At 61.0% G+C, this 13,612-nt stretch carries 12 protein-coding genes; 5 read left to right on the top strand and 7 right to left on the bottom strand.

Translation table 11 applies throughout. The features are described 5' to 3' along the window. Positions 1-83: 83 nt before the first annotated feature. From GA0061100_RS11065 to GA0061100_RS11050, 4 genes are all read right to left on the bottom strand, one after another. Positions 84-1,433 carry a c-type cytochrome gene (locus tag GA0061100_RS11065; RefSeq protein WP_075852757.1) on the bottom strand — a complete coding sequence of 450 codons (1,350 nt, stop codon included), beginning with the start codon at positions 1,431-1,433 and terminating at the stop codon, positions 84-86. 215 nt (positions 1,434-1,648) lie between these two features. Further along, a complete protein-coding gene (locus tag GA0061100_RS11060) occupies positions 1,649-3,913 on the bottom strand; it encodes a xanthine dehydrogenase family protein molybdopterin-binding subunit (protein WP_075852756.1) in 2,265 nt (754 codons plus the stop codon). After that, positions 3,910-4,371: a (2Fe-2S)-binding protein gene (locus GA0061100_RS11055; RefSeq protein ID WP_075852755.1), complete on the bottom strand. Its 462-nt coding sequence runs from the start codon at positions 4,369-4,371 to the stop codon at positions 3,910-3,912. The genes GA0061100_RS11060 and GA0061100_RS11055 overlap by 4 nt, the downstream gene beginning before the upstream one ends. 277 nt (positions 4,372-4,648) lie before the next feature. Continuing rightward, a complete protein-coding gene (locus GA0061100_RS11050) occupies positions 4,649-5,368 on the bottom strand; it encodes a CDP-diacylglycerol diphosphatase (RefSeq protein ID WP_075852754.1) in 720 nt (239 codons plus the stop codon). A 335-nt stretch (positions 5,369-5,703) separates the two neighbouring features. On the opposite strand from GA0061100_RS11050, the gene GA0061100_RS11045 reads away from it, so the two are divergent. Then, positions 5,704-5,907: a hypothetical protein gene (locus tag GA0061100_RS11045; protein ID WP_075852753.1), complete on the top strand. Its 204-nt coding sequence runs from the start codon at positions 5,704-5,706 to the stop codon at positions 5,905-5,907. A 104-nt stretch (positions 5,908-6,011) separates the two neighbouring features. On the opposite strand, the gene GA0061100_RS11040 is transcribed toward GA0061100_RS11045, so the two are convergent. Continuing rightward, a complete protein-coding gene (locus GA0061100_RS11040) occupies positions 6,012-6,359 on the bottom strand; it encodes an NIPSNAP family protein (RefSeq protein ID WP_075852752.1) in 348 nt (115 codons plus the stop codon). Positions 6,360-6,910: 551 nt separating this feature from the next. On the opposite strand from GA0061100_RS11040, the gene GA0061100_RS11035 reads away from it, so the two are divergent. The 4 genes from GA0061100_RS11035 (at position 6,911) to fdxA (ending at position 11,193) form a co-directional block, all read left to right on the top strand. Next, entirely contained in the window at positions 6,911-7,384 is a 474-nt protein-coding gene (locus GA0061100_RS11035) for a (2Fe-2S)-binding protein (protein ID WP_075852751.1), read from the top strand. Further along, entirely contained in the window at positions 7,384-8,367 is a 984-nt protein-coding gene (locus GA0061100_RS11030) for an FAD binding domain-containing protein (protein WP_075853239.1), read from the top strand. Before GA0061100_RS11035 ends, GA0061100_RS11030 begins: the two co-directional genes overlap by 1 nt. Next, entirely contained in the window at positions 8,364-10,652 is a 2,289-nt protein-coding gene (locus tag GA0061100_RS11025; protein WP_075852750.1) for a xanthine dehydrogenase family protein molybdopterin-binding subunit, read from the top strand. Before GA0061100_RS11030 ends, GA0061100_RS11025 begins: the two co-directional genes overlap by 4 nt. A gap of 199 nt (positions 10,653-10,851) precedes the next feature. Continuing rightward, a complete protein-coding gene (gene fdxA, locus GA0061100_RS11020) occupies positions 10,852-11,193 on the top strand; it encodes a ferredoxin (protein ID WP_075852749.1) in 342 nt (113 codons plus the stop codon). Positions 11,194-11,259: 66 nt separating this feature from the next. On the opposite strand, the gene GA0061100_RS11015 is transcribed toward fdxA, so the two are convergent. Together GA0061100_RS11015 and GA0061100_RS11010 are read right to left on the bottom strand one after the other, a co-directional pair. Then, positions 11,260-12,657 (bottom strand): amidohydrolase family protein, encoded by a 1,398-nt coding sequence (locus tag GA0061100_RS11015; RefSeq protein WP_075852748.1) that lies wholly within the window; start codon positions 12,655-12,657, stop codon positions 11,260-11,262. A 7-nt stretch (positions 12,658-12,664) separates the two neighbouring features. Then, positions 12,665-13,588 carry a LysR family transcriptional regulator gene (locus tag GA0061100_RS11010; RefSeq protein WP_075852747.1) on the bottom strand — a complete coding sequence of 308 codons (924 nt, stop codon included), beginning with the start codon at positions 13,586-13,588 and terminating at the stop codon, positions 12,665-12,667. Positions 13,589-13,612: the final 24 nt, after the last annotated feature.

Genomic DNA, 13,612 nt, shown 5'->3' with positions numbered 1-13,612 from the left:
CGCCGAACCGCTCGCTGCCAGAAATCCCGATGCCGCATCTCCACCCTTCCTTGTCACCGCCAAGGATGGGGCACGGCCAAAAACTACCGCATCTGCAATATGATCGGGCTGCTGCTGGCCGGATCCGTATGCTCACGCAAGGCCTTCACATCGTTTGCTGCAACCGCTCCGCCGTGATTTCCCCAGGACGAGCGCACGAATGTCAGGACATCGGCGATCTGCTGGTCCGAAAGCTGCTGGCGGAACGGCGGCATGCGATAGGCGTCCGGGATTCCGTTCGCCACGACGCGGCTGGAACCGTTCAGCGTCACGTTGATCTGGGACGCGTTTTCCTTCGTAAGCGAAGCGGCGGAGCCGGCGAGCGGCGGAATCCATTGCTGCTTTCCGCGGCCGTCGACGCCGTGACAGAAACTGCATTTTGCGACGAATGTCTGGGCGCCCGGAATCTGCTGGCGGGCGGGAAGTGCGACATTCTGCGCCGTGGCATCATCATATTGCCAGGGCGTTCCGTCACGGGCGGGATCGCCCGGCAATGACTTCAGGTAATGACTGATGGCCTTCAGATCGTCATCGTTCATGAACTGTGTCGAATTGTTAAAGGCATCCGCCATGGAACCGAAGACGACGGCGTGGGTATTTCTGCCGTTCTTGAGGAAGGCGTAGATATCGTCCTCGTTCCACCGGCCAAGACCGGTGTTGGGATCGCCGCGCAGGCTCGGAGCGTACCAGCCGTCGAGAAGCGCGCCGGAAAGATAGAGCGGGCTGCTTTCGTCGAGCGCCTTTTCCGCCATGGTGATCGCTCGCGGCGTATGACAGCTGCCGCAGTGCCCAGGCCCCTGAACGAGATAGGCGCCCCGGTTCCACTGGTCGTCGCCGGCCGTTTTTGGCTGATAGGTTCCGCCCTCGGTAAAGACCGCGTTCCAGAGTGCCAAAGGCCAGCGCATGTTCATCGGCCATTTGATGTCGGAGGACTTGTTCGCCTGCTGGACGGGTTCGACCCTGCTCGTGAAATAGGCATAGAGCGCACGAATGTCATCGTCGCTCATCTTCACGTAGGAGGGATAGGGCATTGCCGGATAGAGGCGATGTCCGTCGCGGGCAATGCCCTGGCGGACGGCACGGTCGAAATCGGCGAGCGTATAGTTGCCGATCCCGGTTTCCTTGTCCGGCGTGATATTGGTCGTGAAGATGGCGCCGAGCGGCGTTCCCATCTGCAGCCCACCGGCAAAGGGGGCGCTCTTCGGCGTGCTGTGACAGGCAACGCAATCGCCGAGGCGCGCGACATATTCGCCGTGCTGCAGCACCTCCTCCGAGGGCGGCTGCGTCGCGGCGACATTGTCGAAGGGGGATGCCGGCGTGCGGGTCACGAACCATGCGACGCCGCCGGCTGCAAGCACGACAATCAAAAGAAGAACCAGAAGAAATTTCTTCAAGGGTGTGCCCTCATGTCTTTGCTTCGGGATTTCGTACTCGGCTAGAGCATGATGCCGAAAAGTGTGATCGGTTTTCGGACGACATCATGCTCTACGCCTTTGATTCTAGAGCCGAATGAGATCATCCGGCTCTAGAGAGGGAGCCAACCACGCCGGCTCTCGATCCAAGAGGGATCGGGAGCCGGAATTGTGCCTGGCGCAGAGGAAGCTGCGCCTCAGCTTTCAAAAGTGTAGTTGGAGAGAGGCATGCTGCGGATCCGCTTGCCGGTCAGCGTGGACACCGCATTGGCGACTGCCGGCGGAATGGCCGGAAGCCCCGGCTCGCCGATGCCTCCCATCTCGGCACCACTCTCGACGATGCGGACGTGGACGCGGGCCATGCGATCAGGCGGCAGGATCGGATAGAGGTCGTAGTTGCGTGCGACGGGCTCGCCGTTCTTGTAGACGGCTTCCTCCATCAGCACCTGCGACAATCCGAGTGCGGTCGCCGAATTGATCTGCGCTTCGATGATCGCCGGATTGACGATGCTGCCGGGGTCTATGGCTTCCCAGACATCATGCACGACGACCTGCCCGTTGCGGATCGAGACTTCGGCGATCGCCGCAGTATGACTGCCGAAGGGCGAGGCCATGGCCACGCCTCGTGCGCGCCGCGAACCGTCATCTCCGGTAAAGGGGCCACGTTTCCAGCCGCCGGAGAGATCGCCGACCGCCTTCAGGAGGTTGCTCAGCCGCTCGTTCTTCTGCAGCAACTTCATGCGCAGCTCATAGGGGTCCTGCCCGCCCTTGTCGGCCAGTTCGTCCAGGAAGGTCTCGTAGAAGAAGTCGTTCATGGAATTGCCGACCGAGCGCCAATAGGCCAGCGTCGTCGGGTTTTTGACGTAGATCTGCGCGATGCGGTAGTTCGGGATCGCGTAGGATTTGCCGCTCAGACCCTCCAGGGCTGTCGGGTCCAGCGAATCCTCCTTGTGACCGTAGACGCCCTCCGTCGGTCCCTCGCAAGCACTGATGGCCTCGAGTGCGACCGGCATGCCGTTGGCATCGAGCGCGCCGCGGAAGCGCACGGCCGCCATCGGGCGCATAGGGTCGCGCAGAAACTCCTCCTCGCGGCTCCAGATGAGCTTGATCGGCCGCCCAACCTCTTTTGCAAGCTGGATGGCCTGCGGATAGGGATTGGCGGACGGATACAGGAAGTGCCGCCCGAAGAAGCCGCCTAGAATAGGGCTGTGGAGCGTCACTTTCGATGGATCAAGCCCCGTCAGCTTGGCGATATCAGCCTGGAATTGCTCGGGGGCCTGGTTGGGCATCCAGATTTCGAGACTGCCGTCCGGATTGAAGCGGGTCAGAGTGGATGGTGGCTCCAGCTGCGCGTGATGCAGATACTGGCTCTTGTAGGTTGCCGAAACGACGGTCTTGGCCCCATCGAACGCTTTGGCAATATCACCGACATTCTCCGCTTCCTTGCCATTGCCCGGCTCGTTGGCGAGCTTGTCGTTGAAGGCCGCGGTCGAGAAATCCGCTGGCATGTAGCGGAGGGCGGGATCGGCGTCCGAGCTTGGCTCGCGCCAATCGACCTGCGCGGCCTCGGCTGCACGCTTGGCATTCCACCAGCGTTCGGCAACGACGGCAACGGCGCCGGGCAGGCTATGGACGGAATGAACGCCCGGCATTGCCTTGAGCTGATCCTCGTTGCGGATCTTGCCGATTGTCAGGCCAAGGCGCGGCGCATGCTGGACGGCGGCATGCAGCATGCCCTCGACCTTGCAGTCAATTGCGTAGACCGCCTTGCCCGTCGACTTGTCATGAATGTCCAGCCGTTCGACCGGTTTGCCGATCCAGCGGAATTTGCTCGGGTCGCGAAGTGTCACGCTTTCGGGGGCGGGAACGGGCAGATCCAGCGCCTCCGCGGCGACATCGCCATAGGCAAGGCTCCGTCCCGATGCGGCGTGAATGACGCGGCCGGGCTCGGTCGTAAGCTCGGTGATGGGTGCGTTGAGGCGCGTTGCAGCCGCCTGCAGGATCATGTTGCGCGCCAGCGCGCCGAGCCGGCGCATGGTCTCATAGCTGGTGCGCACCGACATGCTGCCGCCGGTGATGCGCATCTTGCCATGGATGACGAGATAGTCGCCGCCTGTCGGTGCATTTTCGACGACGAAGGTCTTCGGATCGGCGTCGAGTTCTTCGCCGACGATCTGGGCCATCGCCGTGAAAACGCCTTGCCCGCCCTCGACGAAGGGGCTCATGAAACGGATGGTGCTGTCCGGGCGGATTTCGAGGAATGCCGGAACGCGGGTGCCTGGAGGCATTGGGTTTGCCGTCTGCTGGGCTCGTGCGCGGCCAACTGGAACGCCGAAACCAAGCACGAATGCGCCGGCTGCGGCCCCGGCAGAAGTCAGGAGAAAGTGCCGGCGCGAGATGTTCACCGGAGATCCGGTCGGGAATTCATCTTCCGGAACGAGATTGCGGCTGGTCTCGGTCATAGCGTTTCTCCTTCCTTGGAGGAGAGATCTTTGACCGCCGCCTTGATCGCATTGTAGGTGCCGCATCGACAGAGATTGATCATCGCCGCGGCGATCTCGTCATCGGAAGGATTGGGCGTTTGCTTGAGGAGCGCGGTCGCCGCCACGACCTGCCCCGATTGACAGTAGCCGCATTGCGGAACCTGATGCTTGACCCAGGCGGCAACCACCCGCTTGCCGATCGGGTCTGCTTCGAGCGCCTCGATCGTGGTAATCTGGCGACCGACGACGCTGTCGAGCGGCGTCACGCATGAGCGCACCACTTCCCCGTCGACGAGGACCGAGCAGGCACCGCATTGCGCCAGTCCGCAACCATATTTCGTGCCGGTCATGCCCAGCTCGTCGCGGATGATCCAGAGGAGCGGCGTGTCTCCGTCCGAATTGACTTGATAGGACTGGCTATTGATCTGAAGATTCATGAGGCGCCTCCTGAGGCTTTCGATGGCGAGCCTTCGATGCCAGGCGCTGTGCGATGATCTGAATGCTCGGCAATCGGACGGCGCATAGTTCAGGCTCACAACCCGGACTATAACACTGAACCGACCGCATCAAAAAGATTAGTATGTAAATCGCGATAGAAGTTAGAAACCAGATTCATAAATCGGCTTCCAAGCTCATTTTGCTCGTGCAAAGAGAGGCCGCCGCATCGAAGGGATGATCGATGCGGTCCTCGCGCCAAGCCGTAATACGCTGATTCTAATGCGTAATCGCGCAGCTATGGTCCTGCACATCCTCGCCGCCCATGCCGGGCACCGCGACATCCGTCAGGACGATGAAGCCCGGGCCATCGGCGAAGTTGGCGCCGACCACCACAAGATTGTGATCGCCCATTTCCTTTGCCGGGTCCTTCAATGTCCGAGCCAGCGCCAGGAACGGATTGAAATCGCCCAATGTCTCGCCTTTGACTCGAACCGCCGTGAACTTGTGGCCGGCGATGGCATCAGGAAGAGGTGCCCAGTCGGCACCTATCTTGTCGGCATCGGCCTTGAGGGCAGCCCGCGCATCGGCGCTCAGGCAATCGACGTGGATATGCAATTGGTTCTGCGAGCGTGCCTGTTGCGCGTTGACGGCCAGGCTGAGGCCGTCACGCGGGAGTGCGTGCGGCAATCGGGCATCGACATCACCCTGCTCGGCCCAGGCATCGGCAAAGAAGTTATGTGTTGCAGGATCGAGGAGTGCTGCGCTCTCCATGCCCGTGATCTTATCGGTCGGAATGAGCAGAACTTGCGCAACGCCCCGCAGATCCTTCAGCATCGCGTAGTGCTCGGTCGTATTCACCGACAGACAGGGCGCGGTTTGTACGACGCACTTGTCATGAACGATCTTCCAGAGCACGTCGGAGTCGGCAAAGGCCGGCGCAAAGAGGAGGGGAAGGAAGGATACTGCAAGAACTGTGACGCGACGCAAGTATGTCATGGCAGGAAATTTCCCTGGTTCAAACCGTTGGCATTGTCCGAGATTCCGGAGGGCTTAGCATAGGCCTATTAGGCTGATGTGACGGCTTGACGGCGGCAAGCGTCAAATCCGGGCAGGCGCGCGCCGTAGAGATTCCGCAATATCAGCTTCGCTTCATCTTGGGTTAAGGCCGCTTTCAGTTTGGTTGCCTAAATGGCAGGTGCCGGGGAAAACCATGCCTCGCCCTGGGGAGGAAAAGGTCGCTTGCAGTGGTCTTTTAAGCATCCGCTGCGAGGCGTTCGCAACGCTCGATCGCCGCAATTTTGCGGCAGACAGAAAACGATCAGGAGCTTGAAATGGGTATCGGAAAGCTGATTGAAGAAGTTGCAGGTGCCGTGGCTGCAGACGAGGCCGTTGAGGCCGTCGACCCGAATGCCGGTTTCCTGACGAAAGCCGCCGCTGCCGTCGCCGGCTTCGAAGGCGTCAACAAGCTGACGGACGTGCTGAAGGACAAAGAACAGGAGCCGTCCGCCGACAATAGCGGCGATCAGAACGGCTGACTGTGAAGCGGCAGCGGCGTCTGCCAAGTAGATTTTGACTGTGAAGCTGGAAGCCGGGCCTGTCCCGGCTTTCTGATTCTCTGGGCATGGCTCCCTATCCGTCTTCAGCCATTGGCCTCGGCGGAGATAAGAGGGCGAAAGAATCCGGTCGGCTGCAGGATCGAACTGGCGATATTGGCAACGATCTGGCCCGGTGCCTCGCTCTTTGCCAGAGCCTCCTTCCAGGCCGGATCAGCCACGAATTCCGCCCATTTCCGCTCGCGCTCCTCCAGCGATTGCCATTCGAGGAAATAGACGAGGTCGTAGCTGGAAGGCCCGATCATCGTCGTCCAGAAACCGAGCGGGCGGATGCCGAGCCGGTCCCAGATCGCCAGCGTCGCCGTTTCGAAACGCTCCTTGAGCGCTGGCAGCTTGCCGGGCAAGCAAGTATAGATGCGCATTTCATGGATCATGGAAAATCCTCCTTGAGTGAATTCAGAGCAGGCCGGATCTCTCCCAGAGAGCCCGATTTAAAAGCAGTTGAGCGATAACAGCAGGTTGTGATTCCCCTTTGGCGCTGAACCAAAACGGGTTTCCGATGGCCTAGGTCACTATTGCTCAATTTGAGCATAACAGAGGCGCATTTCGGTTTTCAAGTGATTTCACGGACCAGGGATGGGCGTTGATCGATCCTCTTATCCCACCCGCACGCAGTGGCGGGCGACTGAGGACAAATAACGGAGGCTCTTTCGGCCCCACCTCTTGCCCATCCTTCACTCGGTTCTGGTTGGATTTGCCCCCATGTCGGGGCTTGACGAAAACAAGCCAGGCATTAATTTAAACGGAGGCGCCTCCGTTTACTATCGGCGTCCTTCGCTTCCTAATTCAGATGAGTGCCGACCGTGACGCCAGAATTCCATCGGCCTCGTCTTCCTGAAAGAAACCTATAGCAACCGGTAGACCGACGGGTAGATTCTACTAGATTCCGCAGGTCTCATCTTCGTGACGATGGCAGGAGCTTATCATGACACGAACCATCCATATCGCGCTCGACATAAACGGGCAGCGCCACGAACTCGATATCGAGCCACGTGTGACGCTGCTCGATGCGCTGCGTGAGCATCTTTCCCTCACCGGCACCAAGAAGGGCTGTGACCAGGGACAATGCGGCGCCTGCACCTGCCATGTCGACGGTAAGCGCGTGCTATCCTGTCTGACGCTTGCCGCGCAGGCCGAGGGGCGCGAGATCACGACGATCGAGGGGCTGACCGGCGAGGCCGGCGACCTGCATCCGGTGCAGGCCGCTTTCATCGAGCATGACGCCTTCCAGTGCGGCTATTGCACGCCGGGCCAGATCATGTCGGCGGTCGCCTGCATTCGCGAAGGACATGCCGGATCGGACGCGGAAATCCGCGAATACATGTCCGGCAATCTCTGTCGGTGCGGGGCCTATAACAGCATCGTCGCGGCGGTGCGCCAGGCAGCGGAGGTGGCATGATGCGAAACTTCTCTTATCTGCGCGCCACATCGACAGCCGAGGCCGCTCAGGCGGCGCAACAGGCCGGCGCCCTGCTGCTTGCCGGCGGCACGACATTGCTCGATCTCGCCAAATGCGGCGTGGGTGAGCCCGATACGGTCATCGATATCACCCATCTCTCCGGCATGAGCGGCATCACGATCGGCGCCGCCGGTGCAACCATCGGCGCGCTTGCCAGGATGAGCGAGGTCGCCGATCATAAGGATATTCGCGCGGCGTTTCCGGCCGTTTCCGAATCACTGTCGCTTGCTGCCTCCGCCCAGCTCCGCAACATGGCGACGATCGGCGGCAATCTTCTGCAGCGGGCGCGCTGTTCCTATTTTCGCGATCCCGGCGCCTTTCCCGCCTGCAACAAGCGCAGCCCCGGCTCCGGCTGTTCCGCGATTGGCGGCGTCACGCGCAATCACGCCGTTCTCGGAACGAGCGAGGCGTGCATTGCCTCCTATCCCGGGGATCTGGCTGTCGCTCTGGTCGCATTTGACGCCGTAGTTGAGACGGATAGCCGCAAAGTGGCCATCGACGATTTCTTCCTCGTTCCCGGGGACACGCCGAACAAGGAAACGGTCCTGCAGCGCGGCGAGATCATCATTGCCGTCACGATCCCTTCCTCCGCCGCTGCCCGGAACTCCACCTACATCAAGGTCCGCGATCGGCAGTCCTACGAATTTGCCGCTGCGAGCGCCGCTGTTGGTCTGGAGCTGGAAGCCGATGGCAGGACCATCCGCAATATTCGCGTGGCAATTGGCGGCGTCGCTACCAAGCCGTGGCGGGCGCGCAATGTGGAACAGGCGCTCATCGGCAAGGCGCTCACTCCGGAGGCCGTCGAAGCAGCCAGCCGTCTCGCCATGGAGGGCGCCGTCTCTCACGGCGGCAACCGCTACAAGATCGAACTTGCGCCGCGTGTCATCGCCCGCGCTATTCTGAAGACGGGAGGTCTTGCATGACCATGATGGAGCCACGCAAACATGGCGATGCTTCCGACGGTACGGTCGGCGGTCGTCAATCGCGCTTCGAAGGCAATATGAAGGTGACGGGGACTGCGACCTATGCGCTGGAATACCCTGTTGAAAGCCTCGCCTATGCTGTTCTCGTCCAGAGCACTATTCCGGCTGGCCGCGTCATCAAGGTCGATGCTTCGGCGGCGCTTGCAATGCCGGGTGTGCTGCTGGTGCTGACGCCGGAGGATGATCTTGGTCTTAAACTTTCGGCTGACTGGGGCGGCAACAAGCCCGCCGACGGCCCCTATTATCCGCTGCCGCGCGAGGTACGCTTCAATGGGCAGTCGATTGCGGCCGTCGTCGCAGAAAGCCGCGAACTGGCGACGGAGGCCGCCAGGCTGGTGCGCGTCACCTATGAAGAGAGCAAGCACGTCGCCGACCTCAACGATCCGAATGCCGGCGAAGGCAAGCTCATGGAACCGCTTTCGATTGCTTGGGGCGATGCAGAGGCCGCCCTTGCCGCTTCCCCGGTGCGGATCGAGGCGGAATATTCGACGCCGCGTGAATATCACGTCGCGATGGAGCCGCACGGGCTGACGGCGAAATGGGATGGCGATCAGCTGACCATTTGGGAGCCAAGCCAGTGGTCGCACGGCATGGCGCGCATGTATTCGGAATGGTTCGACATGCCCTATGAGAATGTCCGGATCATCTCGCCCTTCATCGGCGGCGGTTTCGGATCGAAGGGCGTGCCGCTTGCCTATGGCGCGGTCGCCGTGGCGGCTGCAAGAAAGCTCGGCCGGCCGGTGAAACTCGCGGTCACCCGCCCGCAGAATTTCACGAGCTATGGCGGGCGCGCCGCGACGAGACAGAAGATCGCGCTTGGCGCGACGGAGGATGGCATCCTGCAGGCGATCGTCCATCGCGGCGCCAGCGAAACTTCCGTCGATGCGGACTGGCCGGAGCAGACGGGAGCGGCAACGTCGATCCTCTATAAGGTCGAGAATTTCTCCTCGCAGCATCGCGTCGTGCCGGTCAACAGCGTGACACCAGGCGCCTTGCGCGGCCCGGGCAAGAACCCGAGCGCCTACGGCATCGAATGCGCGATCGAGGAACTGGCCTACAAGCTCGGCATGGACCCGCTCGAGCTGAGGCTGAAGAACTATGCCGATCACGACTATCAGTCCGGCAAGCCCTGGTCGACGCGCCGGCTGCGCGAAGCGCTGACGGAAGGGGCGGAGGCTTTCGGATGGTCGCGGCGTAGCCACGCGCCACGCTCGATGCGTGACGGCAAGACACTGATCGGCTGGGGCATCGGTTGCGGCACCTTCCCGGTTATCCGTGCCCCGAGCGAAGCGATGATTCGCATTCTTGCCAATGGTCGGGTCGAGGTCGTCAGCGGCGCCATCGACATGGGGCAGGGGACCTACACGATCCTCGCCCAGAGTGCCGCGGAAGTCTTCGGAATTCCGGTCGATCAGGTCGAAGTCTATCTCGGCGATTCACGATTGCCGGGCGCGGCGATCGCCGGCGGTTCGATGCTGGCCGGCTCGATCATGGGAGCAGTCCATAAGGCTGCGGTCGCCGCTCGCGACGAGCTTATCGGCCTTGCGCTCAGCGATGCCAATTCGCCGTTCCGTGAGACGGGCGCGAACACCCTGAATTTCGCCGAGGGTCGCATTGCGGCACCTCGCGGCGAGGCGCCGTCGCTGACGCTGGCGGAACTGATGTCCGCGCTGAAGCGTGAGGAGATCGAAGTCCGGCGCAATACTCTGCCTGACGGTGCGAACGCGCAGGAGCAACTCCAGGCATGGACGACCATGGCAAAGGTTCAGGGGCCGACCATGGGCGATTATTCCATGCACAGCTGGTGTGCCCACTTCGCCGAAGTACGCGTCGATGAGGATTTCGGCACGGTGCGCGTCTCCCGCATGGTCTCCGCCTTCGATTGCGGCCGCCTCTACAATCCGAGGCTGGTCGAAAGCCAGTGGCGCGGCGGCATTATCATGGGCATCGGCCAGGCGCTTCTTGAGGAAGGGTTGGTCGATCAGCGCAACGGGCGAACCGTCAACAACAATGTGGGCGATTACCTCGTGCCGACGAACTCCGACATTCCGGACATCCAGGTGATCTCCGTCGGCGTGCCGGACCATCAGGCCTCGGCGCTTGGCGGTAAAGGTGTCGGTGAAGTCGGCATCGTCGGTGTGGCGCCGGCGATTGCCAATGCCGTATTCCATGCCACCGGCAAGCGCGTGCGCGACCTGCCGATTACATTGGAAAAGCTGATCTGAGAGCCAGGAACGTTCGAGCTGCATGGCGCAAGCATGCGGCTCGAATGCTTGAACGCATATCGCATTCTTTAAGCTTTTTGCCGATCCACGCGTTGCCTTTTCGGCAATGAAAACCCCGAAAATCGGTGCTTCTTCAGAACGCCTCCATTTGTCATAGTTCGTTACAAAGCGCCCTTGAGAGCGCAGCGAGGCGAACGTCATGGCTTACGTAATCACCGAGCCCTGCATTGATACGAAGGATGGCGCCTGCACCGTCGCCTGTCCGGTCGATTGCATTTATGAGGGCGGGCGGATGTTTTACATCCATCCGGACGAATGCATCAATTGCGGCCTCTGTCTCTCCGTCTGTCCCGTCGATGCCATCCTGTGGGACGAGGAAATGCCGGCGGAGCGGTTGTTTTTGCGTGAGGTCAATCGCGATTTCTTCGCTGATGGCGTAACCGGCTGGGGTGCGCCCGGCGGCTGGGACAAGAGCCGAACCACCAGCCTGGACCATCCTTTCGTGGCGTCTTACGGCACTACGCCTGAACATCGATTGTGATGCGAAGGATGGCCTGATCGGGCATCTCTGCGGCTGTTCGCATGGTGGTCGCCGCTTTTCACGATGTCAGGATATCCCGGGCCAGGTGGCATAATAAGTGCGCGTCGCCTGCGATAATGCGTTGGCGAGCGGTCGTTGCTTCTCAAGTCTCGGTCGATCGGCCCTTGCCTGTGCCAGGAGTTCAGATAGAGCGGCGTCGAAGTCGATGCCGGTCAAGTCACCCTCGCGCATCACCTCCCGGCCAGCGACGATGAGCCCTCTCGCATATCGCGCGCTCATGCGGGTCAACAGGACCTCCGCTTCGTCGATGTCATCGAACAGCGAATCGGCGGTCAGGCCCTGATAATCGATGATGGTGTAATCCTCCGCGCTCCTGGCGTTGATGACGTGACCGCCAACCCGGATTGCTGCGTCGAATATATTCTTGGTCGTCAACTGCCGTGTCAGGCTGCGCCCGCCGTGCAGGAGATAGAGGAGGCGCATTTCTCGCCAAAGATCCTGATCATCGTCCAGCCCGGTGCCGTCGAGGCCGATGGCGAAGGCGGGGCCGTCGCGTTCGACCGCCGATGCGATCGGGGCGACGCCTGAGCGAAGACGCAGATTGGCCGTGGGGTTGCTGACGAGCTGCACGCCGCGTTCGGCCAGCAATTCCAGCTCATCGGGACGCAATTGGACGCCATGAGCGACCGCGAGTCGAGGCGACAGGAAGCCTATCCTATCGAGATAATTGACGACGCCCTCGGGAAAGCGGCGGTTGAGCCACAGGCGTTGGCGCGGGCTTTCGAGCAGGTGCATATGAATGCGCCGATCATGGCGCTCCGAGGCCTCGGCGATGGCCTCCAGTAGCGCATTGGAGCACCATTGCGGCCCGATCGGTCCATACTGCACATCGATCATCGGACTGGCATTGGCAGCAGCAACCGCCTCGACGGCGGCTAGCTGTGTAGAGATCGGCGCGTAGATCGGAATGGTCTGCTCCAAGGCTTGCCAGTCACCCGCCGAGAGAAAGGGCTTGAGGCGCTGCGGCCCACCATCATAGGCCCAGGCATCGTGGTCGAGTAGTGGACAAGAAAGCCCAAGCCGGATGCCGATATCGCCGGCTGCCCGCATGACGGCGCTTGCCTCGTCGACAAGACGATCGACATTGAGCGAGTTATGGCAATGCATGGTCGCGCCGACGCCGGTTCTGGCAAGCCGGCCGAAGGCGACGAGCGCTTCAAGATAGGGATCCGTGCGTGGCCGCAGCCTCAGGCCCGGTATCCACACTTCCAGTGCGTCGTCGGCCGCGCCGAAATCAAGGGTGCGGATGCCATAGCCATGGTCATGGGCGTTGACGGGCGAGGGGAGAATGAGATCGCCGGGCTGCGCAGCTGTAGCACCGAATTGCGGTGGCAGGTCTGCCAATCTGTCGAAGCGCGTAGCCGGACCATGGCCAGGAGATTCCAGAAGGCGGATCTTTGACATGCTTTCCTCATCTGCCGGCAATGGTTCTTAAATTCTCACCGAGCTTACGCAATTCGGTATCTAGAAGCGTGATGACTGCTTGGCTGGCATGGGTCAGATGCCGGTCGCGTGGCACGAAAATGCCGATATCCACAGCGCTGAGCTTGAAGTCCCGGATCGGGATGGCAACGATTTCGCCCGTCTGGATTTCCGGCCAGAGTCCCACCGGGGTAAAAAAGCCAACGCCGTCACCTGACATGATCAGCGGTTTGAGGAGGATCGGATTGTTGGATGCGACCAGCGTTCGCCCCACGCGATTGAGCGCTGCAAGTTCGATTGCTATTGCCGAACTGACGACTTCGCTGTCGAGCGCCAGAAGCAGCTTGTATTGGGCGCATTCCGGCAGAGTCACGGATTTCGCCCGCGCCAGTGGATGCGATGAGGCGACCATGGCCATGAAGGCCGTGCGGATCGAGCCGACAAGCTTCAGATCATGCGGGGTCGCAAGGTCGAAGCTGATGCCGATATCGATGTCGCCGGCCGCCATGAAATGGAAAATATTGTTGTAGGCTCCTGCTCGGACGCGAAAGTCCACCGCAGGATGCAGCCTGTGAAACTTCTTGATGAAATCGGGAAGAAACGTGATGAGTAGACTGTCAAGGGCCGCGATATGGACGCGACCGGTATTCTTTCCCTGAAGGTCGCCGAGATTGGACTTCATTACCTCGAAGTCCTGCAGCGTCTCCCTCGCATGCCGTAGCACGATTTCGCCGGCTGACGTCAGCCGCAAACCGTCGGAGAAGCGCTCGAACAATGGCGTCCCGAGCTCGTCTTCCAATTTCTTGATCTGACGACTGACGGCGGAGGTCGCAACGTGCAGTTCATCGGATGCCTTGCGGATCGATCCGGAGCGGGCGACCTCGGCGAAATACTTCAGAATGCTGGCATGCATAAAAAGCCCTCGGCAATCTCGAAG

The organism is Martinezella hainanensis, from assembly GCF_900094555.1.
In the GTDB taxonomy this organism is placed as follows: domain Bacteria; phylum Pseudomonadota; class Alphaproteobacteria; order Rhizobiales; family Rhizobiaceae; genus Rhizobium; species Rhizobium hainanense.
This window is presented reverse-complemented; position numbering and strand designations above follow the sequence as displayed.

Coding starts and splice junctions, on each gene's coding strand:
- GA0061100_RS11050 (WP_075852754.1), bottom strand. CDS start 5,368: ATGACATACTTGCGTCGCGTCACAGTTCTTGCAGTATCCTTCCTTCCC.
- GA0061100_RS11015 (WP_075852748.1), bottom strand. CDS start 12,657: ATGTCAAAGATCCGCCTTCTGGAATCTCCTGGCCATGGTCCGGCTACG.
- GA0061100_RS11030 (WP_075853239.1), top strand. CDS start 7,384: ATGCGAAACTTCTCTTATCTGCGCGCCACATCGACAGCCGAGGCCGCT.
- GA0061100_RS11010 (WP_075852747.1), bottom strand. CDS start 13,588: ATGCATGCCAGCATTCTGAAGTATTTCGCCGAGGTCGCCCGCTCCGGA.
- GA0061100_RS11040 (WP_075852752.1), bottom strand. CDS start 6,359: ATGATCCATGAAATGCGCATCTATACTTGCTTGCCCGGCAAGCTGCCA.
- GA0061100_RS11055 (WP_075852755.1), bottom strand. CDS start 4,371: ATGAATCTTCAGATCAATAGCCAGTCCTATCAAGTCAATTCGGACGGA.
- GA0061100_RS11060 (WP_075852756.1), bottom strand. CDS start 3,913: ATGACCGAGACCAGCCGCAATCTCGTTCCGGAAGATGAATTCCCGACC.
- fdxA (WP_075852749.1), top strand. CDS start 10,852: ATGGCTTACGTAATCACCGAGCCCTGCATTGATACGAAGGATGGCGCC.
- GA0061100_RS11035 (WP_075852751.1), top strand. CDS start 6,911: ATGACACGAACCATCCATATCGCGCTCGACATAAACGGGCAGCGCCAC.
- GA0061100_RS11025 (WP_075852750.1), top strand. CDS start 8,364: ATGACCATGATGGAGCCACGCAAACATGGCGATGCTTCCGACGGTACG.
- GA0061100_RS11045 (WP_075852753.1), top strand. CDS start 5,704: ATGGGTATCGGAAAGCTGATTGAAGAAGTTGCAGGTGCCGTGGCTGCA.